Here is a 19,700-nt window from a genome sequence, read left to right as displayed (position 1 = left end):
GCGTGCCGCTTGTGCACGCGTTCACGAGGGTACGGCCGGGGCGCTGAGCTGCGCTTACTCCCAGCGGAAGAACCGAGCCGCCGCGCCCAGCCCGAGCACCGACCAGACGGCGAGGATCCCGAGGTCGCCCCACGGCATGCCCGCGCCGTCCTGGAGGACGTCCCGCAGCCCGTCCGACAGCGCGGAGATCGGCAGCAGGTGGAGCACGCTCTGGGCCGCGTCCGGGAACTTGTCCAGCGGGACGACGACACCGCCGCCCACGAGCAGCAGCAGGAAGACCAGGTTCGCCGCCGCGAGCGTCGCCTCCGCCTTCAGCGTGCCCGCCATCAGCAGGCCGAGTCCCGAGAAGGCGGCCGTACCGAGGACGAGCAGGAGCAGCACGGCGAAGGGGTTGCCGTGCGGGTTCCAGCCCATCGCGAAGGCGATCACGGTGAGCAGGACGACCTGGAGGATCTCCGTGACCAGCACGGACAGGGTCTTCGCGGTCATCAGGCCCCAGCGGGGGAGCGGTGAGACGGCCAGCCGCTTCAGCACGCCGTAGCGGCGCTCGAAGCCCGTGGCGATGGCCTGGCCGGTGAAGGCCGTCGACATCACGGCGAGTGCCAGGATGCCGGGCGTCAGGAAGTCGACCGCCTCGCCCTCGCCGGTGTCGACGATGTCCACCGAGCCGAACAGCACCAGCAGCAGGGTCGGGATGACGACCGTCAGGAGCAGCTGCTCGCCGTTGCGCAGCAGCATCCTCGTCTCCAGGGCCGCCTGCGCCCCGATCATGCGCGACAGGGGGGCGGCACCCGGCTTCGGCGCGTACGTGCCGGTGCCGGTGCCCGTGTTCGTCCTCGCGGTCATGAACGCAGCTCCTTGCCGGTCAGCTCCAGGAAAACGTCTTCCAGGGTGTGCCGTTCCACCGAGATCCGGTCCGGCATCACCCCGTGCTGGGCGCACCAGGAGGTGACGGTCGCGAGGAGCTGCGGGTTGATCTTGCCGGTCACCCGGTAGACGCCGGGCGTCAGTTCGGCGGCGGCGGAGTCCGCCGGGAGGGCCTTGAGCAGGGAGCCGACGTCGAGGGCCGGGCGCCCGGTGAAGCGCAGGGTGTTCTCGGCGCCGCCCCGGCACAGCTCCTCGGGCGCGCCCTGGGCGACGACCCGGCCGCCGTCGATGATCGCGACGTCGTCCGCGAGCTGCTCGGCCTCGTCCATGTAGTGCGTGGTGAGGATGACCGAGACGCCGTCCGCGCGCAGGTCCCGGATCAGCTCCCAGGTGGCCCGGCGGGCCTGCGGGTCGAGGCCGGCGGTCGGCTCGTCGAGGAAGACCAGCTCGGGGCGGCCGACCACGGCCATCGCGAGGGCGAGCCGCTGCTGCTGGCCGCCGGAGAGCCGGCGGTAGGTCGTACGGCCGCAGCCGTCGAGGCCCAGGCGCTCGATCAGGGCGTCCACGTCGAGGGGGTGGGCGTGCAGCCTGGCCACGTGCCGGAGCATCTCGTCGGCGCGGGCGCCGGAGTAGACGCCGCCGGACTGCAGCATCACGCCTATCCGGGGGCGCAGCGCCGCGGCCTCGCGGACCGGGTCGAGACCGAGGACCGACACCGAGCCGGAGTCCGGCTTCCGGTAGCCCTCGCAGGTCTCGATCGTGGTCGTCTTCCCCGCTCCGTTGGGGCCGAGGACGGCGGTGACGCCCGCTCGGGCCGTCAGGTCCAGGCCGTCCACCGCGGTCTTGTCGCCGTACCGTTTCACCAGGGACCGGACCTGGACCACGGGGTCACTTCGCATGGGGCCGAGTCTAGGGACGCGGCCGGGCGCCGAGGCGGCCGGGTCCGGAGATCTCCTCCTCACGGGGACGGTGCACCGGGAGCCAGCGCTCGGCGTACGCCACCGCGTCGGCCACCGGGAACAGCCGTGCGTCCGCCCCTCCCACCCTGGTCCGGCGGACGCCCAGGTCGCGCTCGAAGTCGTGGCCCAGTTCGTCGAACCGGTCCGAGTCGATCGACACCTCGGTCACCACCTCCCAGCCGTCCGGGCCCGGACGGCCGACCTCGACCAGCGGTGCGGGTATCCGGTACTCGGCCAGGTGGAAGCTGGTGCAGGTGTCGTAGCCCGCGCCGAGCAGCAGCACCCGGGCGCCCGCCCGCTCCAGCCGGGCCAGCGGGCTGCGCTCGCCGAGGCGGCAGTCGGGGGCGTGGTCCGCGAGGATCGCCGCCGCGGCCGGGCCGATCGCCGCGAAGGAGGTCTGGGGGTGCGCGCTGCGCCGGGCGCCCGGCCAGGTCCGTACCGTCTCGGGGATCACCCCGACCCCGCGGCTGGGTGTGATCGCGGGGTCGTAGCCGGGCATGGCGACCCGAATGGGCTCCCACCACTCCTCCGGCACCGGTGGCCGGGACCAGAGCGCGGGATCCGAGAGGTCGCCGGTCTGGCTGGGGACGACCAGGGTGCCGTCCGGACCGAGTGCGTCGAGCAGCGCCCGGACGACCGCGACGGCACCTCCGCAGACCCAGCCGAGCGCGCTGAGCGAGGAGTGCACGAGAAGGGTCTCGCCGGGTTCGACACCGGCGGCGCGCAGGTCCGCCGCCAGTCCGGCGCGGGTGACAAGTGGGCCGGTGGGAGGGGTTGTCGACATGGTGTGGCAGTCTTCCGGAGCGCCCTTCGCGGCGCCAGCCCTTTGATCGATCGGTGATCGTTTCCCCAGGTCAGCTTAGGTTCACCTAAGTGATGCACGGCACCGCCGGCCCGTCCGGGCACGGCTTGCCCCTCTCTGAGGAATTACGCAACAATGGCGTTGTGAAAAACGTTGGCGAGGCTCCGCAGGAGGAACTCGCGACCGGTGAGCGGTCCACCCGCAACCGGGTCGCGCGGTCCATCCTGTCCCACGGCCCGTCCACGGTGGCCGACCTCGCCGGGCGGCTCGGACTCACCCAGGCGGCCGTCCGCCGTCACCTCGACGCGCTGGTCGGCGACGACGTCGTGCAGCCCCGCGAGCAGCGCGTCTACGGCGCGCGCACGCGCGGGCGCCCCGCCAAGGTGTTCGCCCTGACGGACTGCGGCCGGGACGCCTTCGACCAGTCCTACGACAAGCTCGCCATGGACGCGCTCCGCTGGATCGCCGACCAGGAGGGCGGGGAGCAGGCTGTCGCCGCCTTCGCCCGGGCCCGGGTCGCCGCCGAGGCCGGCGCCTACCGCCGGGCCGTCGAGGCCGCGGACCCCGAAGAGAAGACCGAAGCCCTGGCCAAGGCCCTGAGCGCCGACGGGTACGCTGCTACGGCGCGCAGCGCGCCCCACCCCCACCAGGGGGAGCAGCTCTGCCAGCACCACTGCCCGGTGGCCCATGTCGCCGAGCGGTTCCCGCAGCTCTGCGAGGCCGAGACCGAGCTGTTCGCCGAACTGCTCGGCACGCACGTCCAGCGGCTGGCCACCATCGCCCACGGCGACGGCGTCTGCACGACGTTCATCCCCAGAATTTCCACGACAGCCACCGACACCGCATCTGCACGTACCGCCGGGAGGAACCCCGCATGACGCTCCCCATCGAGGAGACCGCCCACCCCGAGCTCGAGGGTCTGGGCAACTACGAATACGGCTGGGCCGACTCCGACGTGGCCGGTGCCTCTGCCAAGCGCGGTATCAACGAGGACGTCGTCCGCGACATCTCCGCCAAGAAGAACGAGCCGGAGTGGATGACCAAGCTCCGCCTCAAGGGCCTGCGCCTGTTCGAGAAGAAGCCCATGCCGAACTGGGGCTCGGACCTGTCGGGCATCGACTTCGACAACATCAAGTACTTCGTGCGGTCCACGGAGAAGCAGGCGGAGTCCTGGGAGGACCTGCCCGAGGACATCAAGAACACGTACGACAAGCTCGGCATCCCCGAGGCGGAGAAGCAGCGCCTCGTCGCGGGCGTCGCGGCCCAGTACGAGTCCGAGGTCGTCTACCACCAGATCCGTGAGGACCTGGAGGAGCAGGGCGTCATCTTCCTCGACACCGACACCGCCCTCAAGGAGCACCCCGAGCTCTTCAAGGAGTACTTCGGCACGGTCATCCCGGTCGGCGACAACAAGTTCGCGTCGCTGAACACCGCGGTGTGGTCCGGCGGTTCCTTCATCTACGTGCCGAAGGGCGTGCACGTGGAGATCCCGCTCCAGGCCTACTTCCGTATCAACACGGAGAACATGGGCCAGTTCGAGCGGACGCTGATCATCGTCGACGAGGGCGCCTACGTGCACTACGTCGAGGGTTGTACGGCGCCGATCTACAAGTCGGACTCGCTGCACTCCGCGGTCGTCGAGATCATCGTCAAGAAGGGCGCCCGCTGCCGCTACACGACCATCCAGAACTGGTCGAACAACGTCTACAACCTGGTCACCAAGCGCGCCGTGGCGTACGAGGGCGCGACCATGGAGTGGATCGACGGCAACATCGGCTCCAAGGTCACCATGAAGTACCCGGCCGTCTACCTGATGGGCGAGCACGCCAAGGGCGAGACCCTCTCCATCGCCTTCGCGGGCGAGGGTCAGCACCAGGACGCCGGCTCCAAGATGGTCCACATGGCGCCGAACACCTCCTCCAACATCGTCTCCAAGTCGGTGGCGCGAGGCGGCGGCCGTACCTCATACCGCGGGCTCGTGGAGATCGGCGAGGGCGCCCACGGCTCCAAGTCGAACGTGCTGTGCGACGCGCTGCTCGTCGACACCATCTCCCGCTCGGACACCTACCCGTACGTCGACGTCCGCGAGGACGACGTGTCCATGGGCCACGAGGCGACCGTCTCCAAGGTCTCCGACGACCAGCTCTTCTACCTGATGAGCCGCGGCCTGAGCGAGTTCGAGGCCATGGCGATGATCGTGCGCGGCTTCGTCGAGCCCATCGCGAAGGAGCTGCCCATGGAGTACGCGCTGGAGCTCAACCGGCTGATCGAGCTGCAGATGGAAGGCGCGGTCGGTTAAGACCGTCCCTGCCGGCAGTAGCCAGATTTTCTTGACGTAGGAAGAGAGCAGACCGACAGCCATGGCTGAGGCTCAGAACATCCCCGTGGGATCCACCACCGCGGGCCAGATCGCGGTGGCCGCCGAGTCGACCGTCGCCACGCGCATGAGCGCGCCCCCGTCCTTCGACGTGGCGGACTTCCCCGTGCCGCACGGCCGCGAGGAGGAGTGGCGGTTCACCCCGCTGGAGCGCCTGCGCGGGCTGCACGACGGCACCGCCGTCGCCACCGGCGACGGCCTCAAGGTCGACGTCCAGGCCCCCGAGGGCGTCACCGTCGAGGCCGTCGGCCGTGACGACGCGCGCCTCGGCAGGGCCGGCACCCCGGTGGACCGCGTCGCCGCCCAGGCGTACTCGGCGTTCGAGAAGGCCGGCGTGATCACCGTCCCCAAGGAGACGGTCCTCGCCGAGCCCATCCGGATCGCCGTGCACGGTGAGGGCGGCACCGCCTTCGCCCACCAGGTGATCGAGCTGGGCGCCTTCGCCGAGGCCGTCGTCGTCATCGACCACACCGGTGACGCCGTGCTCGCCGCCAACGTCGACTACCTCCTGGGCGACGGCGCGAAGCTGACCGTCGTCTCCGTCCAGGACTGGGACGACAAGGCCGTGCACGTCGCCCAGCACAACGCCCTGGTCGGCCGCGACGCCTCCTTCAAGTCCGTCGTGGTCACCTTCGGCGGCGACGTCGTACGTCTGCACCCGCGCGTGACCTACGCCGGCCCCGGCGGCGAGGCGGAGCTGTTCGGCCTGTACTTCACGGACGCCGGCCAGCACCAGGAGCACCGCCTCCTGGTCGACCACAACGTCCCGCACTGCAAGTCCAACGTCGTCTACAAGGGCGCGCTCCAGGGCGAGCGTGCCCACGCGGTGTGGATCGGCGACGTGCTCATCGAGGCCAAGGCCGAGGGCACCGACACCTACGAGATGAACCGGAACCTGGTTCTCACGGACGGCGCCCGGGTCGACTCGGTGCCGAACCTGGAGATCGAGACCGGCGAGATCGTCGGCGCCGGCCACGCCTCCGCGACCGGCCGCTTCGACGACGAGCAGCTCTTCTACCTGATGGCCCGCGGCATCCCGGCCGACGAGGCCCGCCGCCTCGTCGTTCGCGGCTTCTTCGCCGAACTGGTCCAGCAGATCGGTGTCGACGACATCCAGGACCGCCTCCTCGCGAAGATCGACGAGGAGCTGGAGACTGTGTCTGGATCGGCCCGATGACCACCTACGTACGCGCCTGCGGGCTGAGCGAGCTGGAGAAGGACACCCCGAAGCGGGTGGAACTCGACGGCACGCCGGTCTCGGTCGTACAGACCGAGGGCGAGGTGTTCGCCATCCACGACATCTGCTCCCACGCGAACGTCTCGCTCTCCGAGGGCGAGGTGGAGGACTGCCAGATCGAGTGCTGGCTGCACGGCTCCGCGTTCGACCTCAGAACCGGCAAGCCGTCCGGCCTTCCCGCGACGCGCCCCGTCCCCGTATACCCCGTAAAGATCGAAGGGGACGACGTGCTCGTCTCCCTCTCCCAGGAGTCCTGAGGCATCCATGGCAACGCTTGAAATCCACGACCTGCACGTCACCGTCGAGGCCGACAACGCCACGAAGGAGATCCTCAAGGGCGTCGACCTCACCGTGAAGCAGGGCGAGACGCACGCCATCATGGGCCCGAACGGCTCCGGCAAGTCGACCCTCGCCTACTCCCTCGCGGGTCACCCGAAGTACACGATCACCGGCGGCACCGTCACCCTCGACGGCGAGGACGTCCTGGAGATGTCCGTCGACGAGCGCGCCCGCGCGGGCCTGTTCCTGGCGATGCAGTACCCGGTCGAGATCCCCGGCGTCTCGGTCTCCAACTTCCTGCGCACCTCCGCCACCGCCATCCGCGGCGAGGCTCCCAAGCTCCGCACCTGGGTGAAGGAGGTCAAGGAGACCATGCAGCGCCTGAACATGGACCCCGCCTTCGCCGAGCGCAACGTCAACGAGGGCTTCTCCGGCGGTGAGAAGAAGCGCCACGAGATCCTCCAGCTGGAGCTGCTCCGGCCGAAGATCGCGATCCTCGACGAGACGGACTCCGGTCTGGACGTCGACGCCCTGCGCATCGTCTCCGAGGGCGTCAACCGCGTCCGCGAGACCGGCGAGGTCGGCACCCTGCTGATCACGCACTACACGCGCATCCTGCGCTACATCAAGCCCGACTTCGTCCACGTCTTCTCCGGCGGGCGCATTGTCGAGTCCGGCGGCGCCGAGCTCGCCGACAAGCTGGAGAACGAGGGCTACGAGGTATACACGAAGGGTGGCGCATCCGCGTGACACAGCTGCCGGGCCTCCTCGACACCGAGGCGATCCGCAAGGACTTCCCCATCCTGGACCGCCAGGTCCACGACGGTAAGAAGCTCGTGTACCTGGACAACGCGGCGACCTCGCAGAAGCCGCGCCAGGTGCTGGACGCCCTGAGCGAGTACTACGAGCGCTACAACGCCAACGTCCACCGCGGTGTGCATGTGCTCGCCGAGGAGGCCACGGCGCTGTACGAGGGCGCGCGCGACAAGGTCGCCGCGTTCGTCAACGCTCCCTCGCGCGACGAGGTGATCTTCACCAAGAACGCCTCCGAGTCACTGAACCTCGTGGCGAACATGCTGGGCTGGGCCGACGAGCCCTACCGCGTGGACGCCGAGACCGAGATCGTCATCACGGAGATGGAGCACCACTCCAACATCGTGCCGTGGCAGCTGCTCTCGCAGCGCACGGGCGCGAAGCTGAAGTGGTTCGGCCTGACCGACGACGGCCGCCTCGACCTCTCCAACATCGAGGAGGTCATCACCGAGAAGACGAAGATCGTCTCCTTCGTGCTGGTCTCCAACATCCTCGGCACGGTCAACCCCGTCGAGGCGATAGTGCGCCGGGCGCAGGAGGTCGGCGCCCTGGTCTGCATCGACGCCTCGCAGGCCGCGCCGCACATGCCGCTGGACGTCCAGGCCCTCCAGGCCGACTTCGTGGCCTTCACCGGCCACAAGATGTGCGGTCCGACGGGCATCGGTGTGCTCTGGGGCCGCCAGGAGCTGCTGGAGGACCTGCCTCCGTTCCTCGGCGGCGGCGAGATGATCGAGACGGTGTCGATGCACTCGTCGACGTACGCCCCCGCCCCGCACAAGTTCGAGGCGGGCACCCCGCCGATCGCGCAGGCGGTCGGTCTGGGCGCGGCGATCGACTACCTGAGCGCGATCGGCATGGACAAGATCCTCGCCCACGAGCACGCGATCACCGAGTACGCGGTGAAGCGGCTGACGGAGGTCCCGGACCTGCGGATCATCGGCCCGGCCACGGCCGAGGAGCGGGGCGCGGCGATCTCCTTCACGCTCGGCGACATCCACCCGCACGACGTGGGCCAGGTGCTCGACGAGCAGGGCATCGCGGTCCGGGTCGGCCACCACTGCGCCCGCCCCGTCTGCCTGCGCTACGGAATTCCCGCGACCACCCGAGCGTCGTTCTATCTGTACTCCACCCCGGCCGAGATCGATGCCCTGGTCGACGGCCTGGAGCACGTACGGAACTTCTTCGGCTGAGGGGACGAGCGATCGCATGAAGCTGGATTCGATGTACCAGGAAGTCATCCTGGACCACTACAAGCACCCGCACGGCCGGGGCTTGCGGGACGGTGACGCCGAGGTGCACCACGTGAACCCGACGTGCGGCGACGAGATCACCCTGCGAGTGAAGTACGACGGCACGACCGTGCAGGACGTGTCGTACGAGGGCCAGGGCTGTTCGATCAGCCAGGCGTCGGCCTCGGTCCTGAACGACCTCCTGGTCGGCAAGGACCTCGGCGACGCGCGGAAGATCCAGGAGACCTTCCTGGAGCTGATGCAGTCCAAGGGGAAGATCGAGCCGGACGACGCGATGGAGGAGGTGCTGGAGGACGCGGTCGCGTTCGCCGGTGTCTCCAAGTACCCCGCCCGGGTCAAGTGCGCCCTCCTCAGCTGGATGGCGTGGAAGGACGCGACGGCCCAGGCGCTGGGCGCCGACGCCGACGTCGAAAGGAAGACGGCATGAGCGAGACCCTGGAGATGAAGCCGGCCTCCGAGGAGGAGGTCCGCGAGGCCCTGTACGACGTCGTCGACCCCGAACTGGGCATCGATGTCGTCAACCTCGGCCTCATCTACGGCATCCACATCGACGACGCGAACATCGCGACGATCGACATGACCCTGACGTCCGCGGCCTGCCCGCTGACGGACGTCATCGAGGACCAGGCCAAGTCCGCCACGGACGGCATCGTCAACGAGCTGCGCATCAACTGGGTCTGGATGCCCCCGTGGGGCCCCGACAAGATCACCGACGACGGCCGCGAGCAGCTGAGGGCGCTCGGGTTCAACGTCTGAGATCCATCGGTCATGAGTGTGGCCCCCGGCGAATACATTCGCCGGGGGCCACACTCATGTGCGGGCGGGTGTCCGGTCGCTCAGCCGAGGCCCTTCACCAGGCGGAAGAAGAAGTCCTGCCGTCCGGTGGTGTTGTAGCCGTACGGGTCCAGGACCAGCTCGAAGTTCTTGTGGCGCAGGAAGCGGTCGGGGTAGTTGACCGCCTGAAGCATCACGGCGTCCGAGTACGGGGACTGCATGGGGCAGAAGGTGGCGTCCTGGCGGAAGAGTTCCGAGCCGTCGTTGCCGCTGACGCGGAGCCGGAAGCTCTGGTGCCGTACGTAGCGGCCGTCCGCCATCTTGAAGGAGTAGCAGGAGGACTTGGCGAGCCCGGAGACCACCTTGAAGGAGGAGTCCTCCCTGGTCTCGCCTCCGCTGTACGAGCCCACCGAGTCGAGCCGGATCGCGCCGTTGCTCAGGTGCCAGTACCGGTCCGGGTAGTTGACCGCCTGGACGGACTTGCGGGTGGTCGACGAGGACGGCGGGTTCTTGGCGGGCGAGGTCGTCTTCGACGGCTTGGCGGTCGGCTTGGAGCCGCCCTGCTGCTTGTCGTCGGACGAGCCGGAGCCCTTGGAGCCCTTGGAGTCCTCGCCCTTGCTCTTGTTCCCGTCCTTCTTGGGGTCGTCCTCGGAGCCCTGAGGCTCCGACAGACCGCTCTTGCCGTCCGGTGCCGAGGTCGCGGGGGGCGACGTGGGCGGGAGGGACGCGGTGGGAACCCGGTCGTCGGCGGCGGTGGTGCGTGCGTTCTTGTCCGACGAGTGGTCAGGTCCCGAGGCCTGGAGGGTGATCGCCGTGACGCAGGAGGAGACCACGGCGAGAGCGAGGGCACCGGCCAGCCAGAGGCGGCGGGTGCCCGGTATACGGGTGTCGTTCGGGGCGACCCCGGTCTCCCACACCTTCGCGGATCTGAGCATCGGAAGGCTGGGCGGGGTCTGGTCCGGATCAGGTCCGGGCTTAGTCGGCGGCATGCGCGGTTCCCTCGGCGTCGCCACAGGCGGACGCAAATTCGTCATGCGGATCAGGGAGGGTGTTACGTGTCACCGGTGTGTGCAAACCCTGGCGGTCGTCACACATTCGGGAGATTGACCGTTGAAACAGTAGTTCACCAAGTGACGCCCGGGGAGCCCTTTCAGTGAGCGCTTCCATAACGGAACGGCCCCGAAACGAGGGCCTCTTGGGGGGCGGCGGCGGCCAATTCCGCCCATAAGCGAGCCACTACACTCGATGTGTACATCCGTACATATGATGTGTACGCTCGTACACATGGGATATCTGTTGCTCGCCGGCGCCATAGCCGCCGAAGTGGCCGCCACCACCGCCATGAAGTACAGCGAGGGCTTCAGCAAGGTGTGGCCGTCGGTCGTCACCGGCGTGGGGTACCTCGTCTCCTTCGTGCTGCTCGCCCAGGCGTTGAAGTCGATGTCCATCGGCACGGCGTACGCGATCTGGTCCGGCGTCGGCACCGCGACCGTCGCCGCGCTCGGGCTGGTCCTCTTCGGGGAGGGGCTGAGCTTCGCCAAGATCGCCGGGATCGTGCTGATCGTCGCGGGAGTGGTGGTGCTGAACCTGGGAGGCGCCCACTGATGGCCCGGCGTTACGACCCCGAGCGGCGGCAGCGGATCATCGACGCCGCGATCCGGGTCGTGGGGGCGAAGGGCATCGCCGGGCTGAGCCACCGCAGCGTGGCCGCCGAGGCGGACGTACCGCTCGGCTCGACGACGTACCACTTCAAGACCCTCGACGATCTGATGGTCGCCGCGCTGCGCCAGGCCAACGAGGGCTTCGCGAAGGCCGTCGCCGCGCGCGAGGCCCTGCGCGACCCGAGCACCGACCTCGCCGCCGAACTGGCCGCGCTGGGCGGGGAGTGGTTCAGCGGCGACCGGACGGGCCTGGAGGTGGAGTACGAGCTGTATCTCGCCGCCCTGCGCCGACCCGCGCTGCGACCCGTCGCCGACGAGTGGGCCCGCGCCTTCGCCGACACGCTCGCCCGCCGCACCGACCCGGTGACCGCGCGGGCGCTGGTCGCGCTGGTCGACGGCATCTGTCTGCAGGTCCTGCTGACGGGGACGCCGTACGACGAGGAGTACGCGCGGGAGGTGCTGGCGCGGGTGATTCCCTGAACAGACCCGCGCGCGAGCCGTGAACCTTCCTCGGCCCGACGGGGAACAGGGGGTGACAGAACACGGCGAAGCAGAGGGGGAACCCGTGACGAGCAGGGTGCCGGGTGGGGGAGAACCCGGTGAGCGGATTACCGCCGCAGGCGCAGGCGCAGGCGCAGGTCGAGGACGACGCCGAGGTCGTCGCCCCATCCCTGGAACAGCCCGAGCTGTTCGCACGGCTCTACGACCGCTACGCGCCGGACATCCACCGGTACGTGGCCCGGCGACTCGGCGACGGCATCGCCGACGACCTCACCACCGACACCTTCCTGGCGGCGTTCCGCATCCGGGGCCGCTACGACCGGACCCGGGCCGACGCCCGCCCCTGGCTGTACGGCATCGCGGGCAACCTCATCGGCAAGCACCGCCGTACGCAAGTCCGGGCCCTGCGGGCGCCGGCGCCCCCGAACGAGGGCGGCCCGTCCCACGGGGGTGGGCGGGCCGCCCGGTGTCGTATGTCCGTAAAGTGCCCGGCTCCTGAGACGGCCGCGTCGTGGGTTGGCCCGTACCGGCCCCGGACGGTTAGGTTGCCCTCATGACCGACACGACTGCTCCCCGCTCCACCGGCGCCGTGGCCGCCGGCCTCGCCACGATCGCCGCCGACGGCACCGTTCTCGACACCTGGTACCCCGCGCCCGAGCTGGCGGCCGAGCCCGGCCCGTCCGGCACCGAGCGGCTGACCGCCGAGCGGGCCGCCGAACTGCTGGGCGGGGGCGCGACCGCCGCGCTCGGTCAGGACGCGCGCCGGGGCGTCGAGGTCGTCGCGGTCCGCACGGTCATCTCCTCGCTCGACGAGAAGCCGCTCGACACGCACGACGCCTACCTGCGCCTCCACCTGCTCTCCCACCGCCTGGTCAAGCCGCACGGCCAGAGCCTGGACGGCGTCTTCGGCCTCCTCGCCAACGTCGCCTGGACCTCGCTCGGCCCGGTCGCCGTCGACGACATCGAGAAGGTGCGCCTCAACGCCCGCGCCGAGGGCCTGCACCTCCAGGTCACCTCGATCGACAAGTTCCCGCGCATGACGGACTACGTCGCCCCCAAGGGCGTCCGGATCGCCGACGCCGACCGCGTCCGCCTCGGCGCGCACCTCGCCGAGGGCACCACGGTCATGCACGAGGGCTTCGTCAACTTCAACGCGGGCACCCTCGGCACGTCCATGGTCGAGGGCCGGATCTCCGCCGGCGTCGTCGTCGGCGACGGCTCGGACATCGGCGGCGGCGCCTCCACGATGGGCACGCTCTCCGGCGGCGGCAACGTCATCATCTCCATCGGCGAGCGCTGCCTGATCGGCGCCGAGGCGGGCGTCGGCATCGCCCTCGGCGACGAGTGCGTCGTCGAGGCCGGCCTCTACGTCACCGCCGGCACCCGCGTCACCATGCCCGACGGCCAGGTCGTCAAGGCCCGCGACCTCTCCGGCGCCTCGAACATCCTCTTCCGCCGCAACTCGGTCACCGGCACGGTCGAGGCCCGCCCGAACAACGCGGTCTGGGGCGGCCTGAACGAGATCCTGCACAGCCACAACTGATCATCAAGGCCCCACGTACGGGTTACTCGGCGTGACCTTCGCGCGGTCCAGGCAGATGAACGGGCGGACACGGAGTCCGATCAGCTGCCGAGCCGACGAAACGAGGGGCCGACGAGATGAGGGGCCGAGGGATGAGGAACGACCGGGCGAGGGGCGTGGCGCGCGTGGTCACGGGGGTGCTGGCCGGGGCGACGCTGTGCTGGCTTCCGGCCGGGGCCGCGTACGCGGACGAGACCAACACCTCCTCGCACAACGGCCCCCGCATCGGGCTCGTCAACGTCGGCCAGGTCGACGACCCGATGGAGGACGTGCTGGAGCACACCCTGCTGTTCGGTGACGGGTACCGCTGGGGCTGACCCGGCCGCCGTCGGGAATCCGGGCCCGTACGCGCTCGACGCGCGTGCGGGCCCGCGGCGTTCCCCACCATCCGTTCTCCACCACCCGCACGACTTTCTTCCCCGGGGCGGCATAGCCGGGCGCGGGTCCGCGCGTCACTAGGGGCACAGGGGCGGGACACGGGGCCCGCCAGGGAAGAGAAGGTGACGATGGATGCCGCGGGGCAGGAGAGTTTCCGGGAATTCGTGGCGGGGCGGTCGTCCGCTCTGCTGAAGACGGCCGTACTGCTGAGCGGCGGGGACCGGCACGCCGGCGAGGACCTGCTGCAGAACGCGCTGATCAAGGCCGCCGGACGCTGGCAGCGGATCGACGAGCCTGAGGCGTACGTACGGCGGATCATCTACCGGCAGCAGGTCAGCCGGTGGCGGCTGAAGTGGCGGCGCCGGGAGCTGACCGTCGCCGAGCCGCCCGAGAGCGGCGCCGCCGACGGGGCGGCCGGGGTGGAACTGCGGCTGGTGATGCGCGGGGCGCTGGCCCGGCTCACCGCCCGCCAGCGGACCGTGCTGGTGCTCCGCTACTTCGAGGACCTGCCCGAGGGCGAGGTCGCCCGGATCCTCGGGTGCTCCGTCGGGACCGTCCGGTCCACGACCCACCGCTCGCTGGCCCGGCTGCGCGAACTCGCGCCCGAGCTGGCCCTGCTCGGGCCCGCCGCCGCCGAGCAGACCCCGTCCCGTGACTTCTCGCCCGTGGAGGTGCGTCCGTGAACGTCGACGAACTGGTGCGCGACTCCCTGCGGGAGCAGGCCGCCGAACAGCCGCCCCTGACCCCCGGCTTCGCCGACCGGGTGCTGACCGTCCGGCGGCGCCGCCGGAACCGGTCGATCGCGACCGTCGCCGCGGCCACCGCCGCCGTGGTCGCCGTCGCGGTGGCCGTGCCGCTGCTGGACTCCGGCAAGGACGAGGTACGGCTCGCCACCGAGATGAACAAGAGCGACATCATCGCCCACCCCGACCAGTCACCGCCGCGGGACCTGATCGCGGCCGGGGAGGTGGCGCTGGCCGCGTGGTACACCTCGGACACCGTCAGGACCTCGAAGGACACCGCGGTCAGGGCGCGTACCTACCGGATCCTCGACCAGGAGACCGGCAAGTACGTCAAGGACACCCGCTGGTCCCAGGTCTCGGTCGCCCCCGGCATGCGGACCGCCGCCGTCCTGGAGAAGGAGCTGCCCGCCGAGCGGATCGGACTCCTCGACCTGCTCACCGGCAAGGTCGAGCGCTGGATCCCGGTCGGCCGGGGCGTCGCGAGCGTGGAGTTCTCCACCGACGGCACCAAGCTCGTCGCCACCACCTACAGCAAGAACCCCGACCTGCTGAACCGGGTGGACTACGACTCCGACGGCGACGGCAAGAAGAACGACTTCGAGTCGGACTGGTCCACGTCGTACCGGACCGGCTTCTACGTCGTCGACGTCGACTCCGGAAACGCCGACTGGAGCGAGGTCGTCCCCGACGAAGGCGACGAGATGGGCGTCCTCAACGCCCGTCAGGACTTCGCCTTCAGCCGAGACGCGAAGCTGGTCTACTCAGGGCTGACCTCGGAACCGCACGATCAGTTCTACGACCTGAAGGGTGACAAGGTCGCCAAGCCGGCCAACGAGAAGTACCTGACCTGGTCGGTGGAGGCGCGGCTCTCCCCGGACGGCAAGCTCGCGGCCGGTGGTTTCGCGGGCGGGGCCAGGACGACCGCCTCCGAGATCCTCGATCCCTACACCGGCAAGCGGCTGCACAAGATCCCTGGACAGCAACTGCTCACCTGGGTCGACAACAAGCGGCTCATCGCCTGGGACATCGCGGCCGGCGACAACGAGTTCCACAACGCCCTGGTGCTCGTCACCATCGGCAGCGACAAGACGCTCACGCTCAGCGGCGCCCGCAAGGGCAACGACGGGGCGGCCGGGCGCTGGAACGCGGTCTTCGCCACCCGCTGACCACCCCTCTCAGGCGGCCACCAGGCGTTCGTACGCCCTCAGCAGCCCGTCGGTCACCTCCTGACCGGCGGGCCGCAGTGGTGCGCGGACCGGACCCGCGGGCAGACCGAGCCGGGCCAGGAGCGCCTTCGCCGTGACCGTGCCGGGCAGGCCCGAGGACATCATCAGTTCGGTGAGGGCGATGGTTCGTCGCTGGAGCCGGGCCGCCTCGGCGGTGTCACCCACGTCGAACGCGTCGATGACTGCCCGGACGTGGCGGGGGGCCGCGTTCGCGACCGTGCTGACGTAACCCGAACCGCCGATCGCGTACAGCGCGAGCACGTACTCGTCGCAGCCCGTGTAGTACGCCAACTCCGTCTGCGCCAGCACCTTCTGGGTGCCGAGGAGGTCGTACGCGCAGTCCTTCACCGCCACGATCCTCGGGTGCCCGGCCAGCCGGATCATGGTCTCCGGTTCGATACGGGTGCCGGTGCGGCCGGGGATGTCGTACAGGGCGACGGGCAGCCCGGAGGCGTCGGCGAGTGCGCGGAAGTGGGCCTCGACCGCGTCCTGCGGGGGTGTGCTGTAGTACGGCGTGACCGCCAGCAGGCCGTCCGCGCCCGCCTTCTCGGCCGCCAGCGCCAGTTCCACGGTGTGCCGGGTGTCGGCGGTGCCCACCCCGGCGACGATCACGGTCCGGTCGCCGACCGCCGCGCGCACGGCCCGGATCAGCTCCGCCTTCTCCGCGTCCGTGGTCGTCGGCGACTCACCCGTCGTACCGGAGAGCACCAGTCCGTCGCACCCTTCGGCCACCAGATGGTCGGCCAGTCGCTGGGCTCCGTCCAGGTCCAGTGCGCCGGAGGGGGTGAAGGGCGTGATCATCGCGCAGAGGGCGCGGCCGAAGGGAGTGGGGGCGGGGCGGTGGGTGAGGGTCATACGGGTAGTCTCGGGGGCCTCATTGTGAAGCTCCACTTAATTCTTCTACGGAATGTCTGGGAGTTTCGCTACGAGGACGGAGTGGGGAGCCGTGTGCGAGGCCGGGGCAGGTGGGTACGGGTGACGTTCGAGGTCGAAGCGATGTCGCAGGGGTAGCGCGGGCCGGGAAGGGTACTCGGGGCGTCCCGATGTGTGAGGAGGCGACACCGTGACCGGGACCACCGAGACCAGGCCCACGCGATTCGTGCGCTCTGCGCGATCCGAACGTCCGGGGCCGGGCGAACACGACCACCACTCCGTGGGCGAGCTGGTCGGGCAGGCCACCGAACAGCTCTCCCTGCTCGTACGACAGGAGGTCGCCCTCGCCAAGGAGGAGCTGGCCGAGAAGGGGCGGCGCGCGGGACGCGGCGGCGGGCTGCTCGGCGCGGCCGGCGCGGTCGCCTACGTGGGATTCATGACCCTCGCCGCCGCCGGCGTCGGAGCACTCTCCCTGGTGCTGGACGTCTGGGCCGCCGCGCTCATCGTCATGGCCGTGCTGTTCGTGATCGCGGGCGTGCTGGCCGCGCTCGGGCGCGCACAGCTCCGCCGGGCCACCCCGCCCAAGCCGGAGCGGGCGCTCGACAGCGTCAAGGCGGACGTGGACGAGATCAAGGGGAGGGCGCGGCGATGACGCAGGCATCGAGCAGGGCCGATGGTTCGGTCGGCGCCAAGGGCCCCGACGAACTCCGGCGACAGATCGAGGAGACCCGGGCACAGCTCGGCGACACGGTCGAGGAACTGGCAGCCAAGGCGGACGTGAAGGCGAGGGTGCACGCGGCCCAGGCCGATGTGAAGGCCAAGGCCCAGTCGGCGTGGGAGCGGGTGCCCCGGGAGATGCTGATCGTGGGCGGCGCGAGTGTCGCCGTGGCCGCGGTGGGGGTGCTGGTCTGGCGGCACTACCGCTAGGCGGGGCACGGCGTTCGCCTCCCGCCCACCCCCTGCCGCGTGCGGGGCGGGGTGGTGCGGCTGGTGCTCCTTCGGCATGGTGGGGTGCGCCGGGGGTGCCCGCTCTCGAAGAGGGCTGGATCTTCTTGACCTGTTCGCGTGCGACGGCTGCGAGCGGGTCCGTTTCGTGTGTGCGGCCCCGCTCGCAGCCGTCGCATGCGATGGCCTCCCCTGATGCGGCCCAACGACGGTGTGGCCCTCCGTGTTCCGGCGCCCGGGCGAGGTGAGACGCAGCCCCCTCGACCGCCTCGGGCGGTACGCGGAGCCCACGAGCGACCGGCGGCGGCGCCACCCCGCAAGCGGCAGCCGCGGCCGGGCGACCGCACAGAGGACCGTGCGGTCGCCCGGCCGCCCCGCGCACCCGCCCGCAGCCGGTCCCCGTCCGCGGCTGCGGGCACGTCTCTCCGCTCGGGGATCCCGTCGTCGCGCTCAGCCCTTCGTCATCGGGTCGCGGCCGGTCGCGGTGGTGGTCGTCCGGGTGCGTGCCTCTCGCAGGGCCCGTAGCCGGGGCGGCCACTTGCGGGTGTCCCGGGGTTCGACGTAGGGCTCCTCGGTGGGGGCGCGGCCCTCGGTGATGGCGAGTTCGCGGGAGAGTTCCGCGTCGAATTCGAGGCCCAGCAGGATCGCGAGGTTGGTGAGCCAGAGCCAGATGAGGAAGACGACGGCGCCGGCGAGGGTGCCGTAGGTCTTGTTGTAGGAGCCGAAGTTGGCGGCGTAGACCGCGAAACCGGCGGACGCGGCGAGCCAGATCAGCGTGGCGACGATGCCGCCGGGGCTGACCCAACGGAAGCCCCGGCCACGGACGTTGGGCGCGGCCCAGTACAGCAGCGCGATCATCAGCGTCACCAGCACCAGCAGCACCGGCCACTTCGCGATGTTCCACACCGCGATCGCCGCGTCGCCGAGCCCGATCGTCGTCCCCGCGCGCTCGGCCAGCGGGCCGGTGAACACCACGATCAACGCGCTCACCGCCAGCATCACCATCAGTACCAGGGTGAGGCCGATCCGCAGCGGCGTCACCTTCCACACCGGGCGGCCCTCCGGCAGGTCGTACACGGCGTTGGACGTACGGATGAACGCGGCCACGTATCCCGACGCCGACCACACGGCCGCGAGCAGGCCGACGATCGCCAGCAGGCTGCCCGTACCGCCGCTGTCGCTCAACTGGACGACCGCGTCCCGCAGGATGTCGCGCGCCGGGCCGGGCGCCAGATCGCCGATGTTGTCCAGGATCTTGTCGGTCGCACGCTGTCCGACGACACCGAGCATCGACACCAGCACCAGGATGGCGGGGAACAACGACAGGACACCGTAGTACGTCAACGCGGCCGCCCGGTCGGACAGTTCGTCGTCCTGGAACTCCTTCGCCGTGCGCCGCACCACTGCCCACCACGAGCGTTTCGGCAGCCCGGTGGGGCCGTCCACGCCGGTCCGCTCCTCCGCCTCCGCCCCGGTCTCCGTTGCGTCCTTCGCCCCGGAATCCGGTTCCTTCCCCACCCGCTCGGCCTCGGGCCGCTTCTCGTCCATGACCGGGCGGGTCTCCCGAAACAGGGGCCCGAATCGCGGAGTTGACCTGAATCCTGGTTGAGGTTGAAAGGTGGTCGGTGCACCCACACCGAGCACCGATCATGGGAGAGCGGCATGACCCGTCGTACGGACCTCCATCCCGTCCTCGACCGCCCCGATGTCGGGGCGCCCTTCTTCAGCACCTGGCAGGTGGGTACGCCCGAGCGGCAGCGGCTGACCGTCCAGGCCGTCGCCGACACCTGGCAGAGCCGCCCCTGGCCCACCGACGGGCTGCTGGGCTACTTCGTCTACACGGCGGACGACGGCTCCGGCCTGCTGCACTACTCCCAGTGGGCCGACGAGCAGGCGTACGAGGCCTTCGTGCGGACGCGTCGGCAGGAGCGCAACGACGCCATCGACACCGCCGTGCCCGGGATCGAGCGGGTGGGGCTCGGGCGCTACCGGCGGTACCGCAGTCTCACGGGGGACGGCGACCGTGCCGACCGGGTTCCGGGGTGCGTCGTGATCGTCGACGTCGAGTTCGAGGGGCCGGACCCGGCGCGGCAGCGGGCCTGGGTGGACGCTGTCGAAGAGGCCCTGGCGGCCGAGCCGCATCCGCACCCCGGCGGTATCTCCGCCCACTTCCACCTCGCCACCGACGGCACCCGCGTCCTCAACTACGCCGAGTGGGAGAGCGCGCGGCACCACGTCGACGCCCTCGCGTCGCCCGGCGACGGGGTCGGCTCGCCCTCGGCGCTCTGGCAGCGCGTGCAGACCTGGCCCGGACTGAGGAGCAGCACGGTCAGGCGCTACGAGTACGCGCTCGGCCTCGTCGCGGACTGACTCCGGCACCGCCTCTCACCGAACACTCCGATGTCCTGGACAAAAAAAGTTTTCGGTGAGACG

23 protein-coding genes and 1 pseudogene are annotated in these 19,700 nt (G+C 70.4%); 18 read left to right on the top strand and 6 right to left on the bottom strand.

Features of this window, described 5'->3' with window-relative positions:
- Positions 1-54 precede the first annotated feature (54 nt).
- Genes H4687_RS11480 through H4687_RS11470 form a run of 3 tightly spaced genes read right to left on the bottom strand, consistent with a single transcriptional unit; the run spans position 55 to position 2,610 of the window.
- Entirely contained in the window at positions 55-846 is a 792-nt protein-coding gene (locus H4687_RS11480) for an ABC transporter permease (RefSeq protein ID WP_046916169.1), read from the bottom strand.
- The gene (locus tag H4687_RS11475) at positions 843-1,766 is read right to left on the bottom strand and encodes an ABC transporter ATP-binding protein (RefSeq protein WP_046916170.1); all 924 of its coding nucleotides are present in this window, start codon (positions 1,764-1,766) and stop codon (positions 843-845) included. The genes H4687_RS11480 and H4687_RS11475 overlap by 4 nt, the downstream gene beginning before the upstream one ends.
- A gap of 10 nt (positions 1,767-1,776) precedes the next feature.
- The gene (locus H4687_RS11470; protein WP_050398974.1) at positions 1,777-2,610 is read right to left on the bottom strand and encodes an aminoglycoside N(3)-acetyltransferase; all 834 of its coding nucleotides are present in this window, start codon (positions 2,608-2,610) and stop codon (positions 1,777-1,779) included.
- Positions 2,611-2,771: 161 nt separating this feature from the next.
- On the opposite strand from H4687_RS11470, the gene H4687_RS11465 reads away from it, so the two are divergent.
- The 8 genes from H4687_RS11465 to H4687_RS11430 all read left to right on the top strand — a co-directional run bounded on the left by H4687_RS11465 (position 2,772) and on the right by H4687_RS11430 (position 9,340).
- Positions 2,772-3,506 (top strand): helix-turn-helix transcriptional regulator, encoded by a 735-nt coding sequence (locus H4687_RS11465; protein WP_050398973.1) that lies wholly within the window; start codon positions 2,772-2,774, stop codon positions 3,504-3,506.
- Complete coding sequence (gene sufB / locus H4687_RS11460) at positions 3,503-4,927, top strand: Fe-S cluster assembly protein SufB (RefSeq protein ID WP_005477887.1); 1,425 nt, start codon at positions 3,503-3,505, stop codon at positions 4,925-4,927. Before H4687_RS11465 ends, sufB begins: the two co-directional genes overlap by 4 nt.
- 61 nt (positions 4,928-4,988) lie before the next feature.
- Positions 4,989-6,182, top strand: coding sequence for a Fe-S cluster assembly protein SufD (sufD, locus tag H4687_RS11455; protein ID WP_050398972.1), 1,194 nt, complete (start codon positions 4,989-4,991; stop codon positions 6,180-6,182).
- On the top strand, positions 6,179-6,499 hold the full coding sequence (locus tag H4687_RS11450; protein WP_005477883.1) for a non-heme iron oxygenase ferredoxin subunit: 321 nt from the start codon (positions 6,179-6,181) through the stop codon (positions 6,497-6,499). Before sufD ends, H4687_RS11450 begins: the two co-directional genes overlap by 4 nt.
- A gap of 7 nt (positions 6,500-6,506) precedes the next feature.
- Complete coding sequence (gene sufC / locus H4687_RS11445; protein WP_050398971.1) at positions 6,507-7,271, top strand: Fe-S cluster assembly ATPase SufC; 765 nt, start codon at positions 6,507-6,509, stop codon at positions 7,269-7,271.
- Positions 7,268-8,524: a cysteine desulfurase gene (locus H4687_RS11440; protein WP_050398970.1), complete on the top strand. Its 1,257-nt coding sequence runs from the start codon at positions 7,268-7,270 to the stop codon at positions 8,522-8,524. The genes sufC and H4687_RS11440 overlap by 4 nt, the downstream gene beginning before the upstream one ends.
- Positions 8,525-8,540: 16 nt before the next feature.
- Positions 8,541-9,011, top strand: coding sequence for a Fe-S cluster assembly sulfur transfer protein SufU (gene sufU, locus H4687_RS11435; protein WP_005477880.1), 471 nt, complete (start codon positions 8,541-8,543; stop codon positions 9,009-9,011).
- On the top strand, positions 9,008-9,340 hold the full coding sequence (locus H4687_RS11430; RefSeq protein ID WP_005477879.1) for a metal-sulfur cluster assembly factor: 333 nt from the start codon (positions 9,008-9,010) through the stop codon (positions 9,338-9,340). Before sufU ends, H4687_RS11430 begins: the two co-directional genes overlap by 4 nt.
- A gap of 80 nt (positions 9,341-9,420) precedes the next feature.
- Here H4687_RS11430 and H4687_RS11425 read toward each other — a convergent pair whose 3' ends face one another.
- The gene (locus H4687_RS11425; protein ID WP_050398969.1) at positions 9,421-10,293 is read right to left on the bottom strand and encodes an AbfB domain-containing protein; all 873 of its coding nucleotides are present in this window, start codon (positions 10,291-10,293) and stop codon (positions 9,421-9,423) included.
- 349 nt (positions 10,294-10,642) lie between these two features.
- Here H4687_RS11425 and H4687_RS11420 point away from each other — a divergent pair, with 349 nt between their 5' ends.
- The 7 genes and pseudogenes from H4687_RS11420 to H4687_RS11390 all read left to right on the top strand — a co-directional run bounded on the left by H4687_RS11420 (position 10,643) and on the right by H4687_RS11390 (position 15,389).
- A complete protein-coding gene (locus H4687_RS11420) occupies positions 10,643-10,963 on the top strand; it encodes a DMT family transporter (protein ID WP_050399138.1) in 321 nt (106 codons plus the stop codon).
- Positions 10,963-11,499: a TetR/AcrR family transcriptional regulator gene (locus H4687_RS11415; protein ID WP_050398968.1), complete on the top strand. Its 537-nt coding sequence runs from the start codon at positions 10,963-10,965 to the stop codon at positions 11,497-11,499. Before H4687_RS11420 ends, H4687_RS11415 begins: the two co-directional genes overlap by 1 nt.
- Positions 11,500-11,618: 119 nt before the next feature.
- Positions 11,619-11,940, top strand: a pseudogene (locus H4687_RS46320) (RNA polymerase sigma factor); the annotation flags it as partial.
- Positions 11,941-12,073: 133 nt separating this feature from the next.
- The gene (gene dapD / locus H4687_RS11405) at positions 12,074-13,063 is read left to right on the top strand and encodes a 2,3,4,5-tetrahydropyridine-2,6-dicarboxylate N-succinyltransferase (RefSeq protein WP_050398966.1); all 990 of its coding nucleotides are present in this window, start codon (positions 12,074-12,076) and stop codon (positions 13,061-13,063) included.
- A 131-nt stretch (positions 13,064-13,194) separates the two neighbouring features.
- Positions 13,195-13,419, top strand: a complete 225-nt coding sequence (locus tag H4687_RS11400) for a hypothetical protein (protein ID WP_005477873.1) — start codon at positions 13,195-13,197, stop codon at positions 13,417-13,419.
- A gap of 189 nt (positions 13,420-13,608) precedes the next feature.
- Complete coding sequence (locus H4687_RS11395) at positions 13,609-14,163, top strand: SigE family RNA polymerase sigma factor (protein ID WP_050399136.1); 555 nt, start codon at positions 13,609-13,611, stop codon at positions 14,161-14,163.
- Positions 14,160-15,389 (top strand): WD40 repeat domain-containing protein, encoded by a 1,230-nt coding sequence (locus H4687_RS11390; RefSeq protein ID WP_192781664.1) that lies wholly within the window; start codon positions 14,160-14,162, stop codon positions 15,387-15,389. The genes H4687_RS11395 and H4687_RS11390 overlap by 4 nt, the downstream gene beginning before the upstream one ends.
- Before the next feature lie 9 nt (positions 15,390-15,398).
- Here the strand turns inward: H4687_RS11390 and dapA are convergent, their stop codons facing one another.
- Positions 15,399-16,304: a 4-hydroxy-tetrahydrodipicolinate synthase gene (gene dapA, locus H4687_RS11385; protein WP_050398319.1), complete on the bottom strand. Its 906-nt coding sequence runs from the start codon at positions 16,302-16,304 to the stop codon at positions 15,399-15,401.
- A gap of 208 nt (positions 16,305-16,512) precedes the next feature.
- Here dapA and H4687_RS11380 point away from each other — a divergent pair, with 208 nt between their 5' ends.
- Together H4687_RS11380 and H4687_RS11375 are read left to right on the top strand one after the other, a co-directional pair.
- Positions 16,513-16,974 carry a phage holin family protein gene (locus H4687_RS11380; RefSeq protein ID WP_063778558.1) on the top strand — a complete coding sequence of 154 codons (462 nt, stop codon included), beginning with the start codon at positions 16,513-16,515 and terminating at the stop codon, positions 16,972-16,974.
- Positions 16,971-17,249 (top strand): DUF3618 domain-containing protein, encoded by a 279-nt coding sequence (locus tag H4687_RS11375; RefSeq protein WP_046918661.1) that lies wholly within the window; start codon positions 16,971-16,973, stop codon positions 17,247-17,249. The genes H4687_RS11380 and H4687_RS11375 overlap by 4 nt, the downstream gene beginning before the upstream one ends.
- A 468-nt stretch (positions 17,250-17,717) precedes the next feature.
- On the opposite strand, the gene H4687_RS11370 is transcribed toward H4687_RS11375, so the two are convergent.
- On the bottom strand, positions 17,718-18,815 hold the full coding sequence (locus H4687_RS11370) for a YihY/virulence factor BrkB family protein (protein WP_046918662.1): 1,098 nt from the start codon (positions 18,813-18,815) through the stop codon (positions 17,718-17,720).
- 114 nt (positions 18,816-18,929) lie between these two features.
- On the opposite strand from H4687_RS11370, the gene H4687_RS11365 reads away from it, so the two are divergent.
- Positions 18,930-19,637 (top strand): antibiotic biosynthesis monooxygenase, encoded by a 708-nt coding sequence (locus tag H4687_RS11365; protein ID WP_046918663.1) that lies wholly within the window; start codon positions 18,930-18,932, stop codon positions 19,635-19,637.
- Positions 19,638-19,700: the final 63 nt, after the last annotated feature.

Source organism: Streptomyces stelliscabiei, from assembly GCF_014873495.1.
GTDB classification, from domain to species: Bacteria; Actinomycetota; Actinomycetes; order Streptomycetales; family Streptomycetaceae; genus Streptomyces; species Streptomyces bottropensis.
Note: the sequence above shows the minus strand (reverse complement) of the source record. Positions and strands in the feature narration are given on the sequence as shown.

Excerpts from the sequence above, each read along its gene's own strand:
- H4687_RS11375 (WP_046918661.1), top strand. The coding sequence starts at position 16,971 with ATGACGCAGGCATCGAGCAGGGCCGATGGTTCGGTCGGCGCCAAGGGC.
- H4687_RS11400 (WP_005477873.1), top strand. The coding sequence starts at position 13,195 with ATGAGGAACGACCGGGCGAGGGGCGTGGCGCGCGTGGTCACGGGGGTG.
- sufU (WP_005477880.1), top strand. The coding sequence starts at position 8,541 with ATGAAGCTGGATTCGATGTACCAGGAAGTCATCCTGGACCACTACAAG.
- H4687_RS11425 (WP_050398969.1), bottom strand. The coding sequence starts at position 10,293 with ATGCTCAGATCCGCGAAGGTGTGGGAGACCGGGGTCGCCCCGAACGAC.
- H4687_RS11420 (WP_050399138.1), top strand. The coding sequence starts at position 10,643 with ATGGGATATCTGTTGCTCGCCGGCGCCATAGCCGCCGAAGTGGCCGCC.
- dapA (WP_050398319.1), bottom strand. The coding sequence starts at position 16,304 with ATGACCCTCACCCACCGCCCCGCCCCCACTCCCTTCGGCCGCGCCCTC.
- dapD (WP_050398966.1), top strand. The coding sequence starts at position 12,074 with ATGACCGACACGACTGCTCCCCGCTCCACCGGCGCCGTGGCCGCCGGC.
- H4687_RS11475 (WP_046916170.1), bottom strand. The coding sequence starts at position 1,766 with ATGCGAAGTGACCCCGTGGTCCAGGTCCGGTCCCTGGTGAAACGGTAC.
- H4687_RS11480 (WP_046916169.1), bottom strand. The coding sequence starts at position 846 with ATGACCGCGAGGACGAACACGGGCACCGGCACCGGCACGTACGCGCCG.
- H4687_RS11415 (WP_050398968.1), top strand. The coding sequence starts at position 10,963 with ATGGCCCGGCGTTACGACCCCGAGCGGCGGCAGCGGATCATCGACGCC.
- H4687_RS11430 (WP_005477879.1), top strand. The coding sequence starts at position 9,008 with ATGAGCGAGACCCTGGAGATGAAGCCGGCCTCCGAGGAGGAGGTCCGC.
- sufD (WP_050398972.1), top strand. The coding sequence starts at position 4,989 with ATGGCTGAGGCTCAGAACATCCCCGTGGGATCCACCACCGCGGGCCAG.
- H4687_RS11370 (WP_046918662.1), bottom strand. The coding sequence starts at position 18,815 with ATGGACGAGAAGCGGCCCGAGGCCGAGCGGGTGGGGAAGGAACCGGAT.
- H4687_RS11470 (WP_050398974.1), bottom strand. The coding sequence starts at position 2,610 with ATGTCGACAACCCCTCCCACCGGCCCACTTGTCACCCGCGCCGGACTG.
- H4687_RS11395 (WP_050399136.1), top strand. The coding sequence starts at position 13,609 with ATGGATGCCGCGGGGCAGGAGAGTTTCCGGGAATTCGTGGCGGGGCGG.
- sufB (WP_005477887.1), top strand. The coding sequence starts at position 3,503 with ATGACGCTCCCCATCGAGGAGACCGCCCACCCCGAGCTCGAGGGTCTG.
- H4687_RS11365 (WP_046918663.1), top strand. The coding sequence starts at position 18,930 with ATGACCCGTCGTACGGACCTCCATCCCGTCCTCGACCGCCCCGATGTC.
- H4687_RS11450 (WP_005477883.1), top strand. The coding sequence starts at position 6,179 with ATGACCACCTACGTACGCGCCTGCGGGCTGAGCGAGCTGGAGAAGGAC.
- sufC (WP_050398971.1), top strand. The coding sequence starts at position 6,507 with ATGGCAACGCTTGAAATCCACGACCTGCACGTCACCGTCGAGGCCGAC.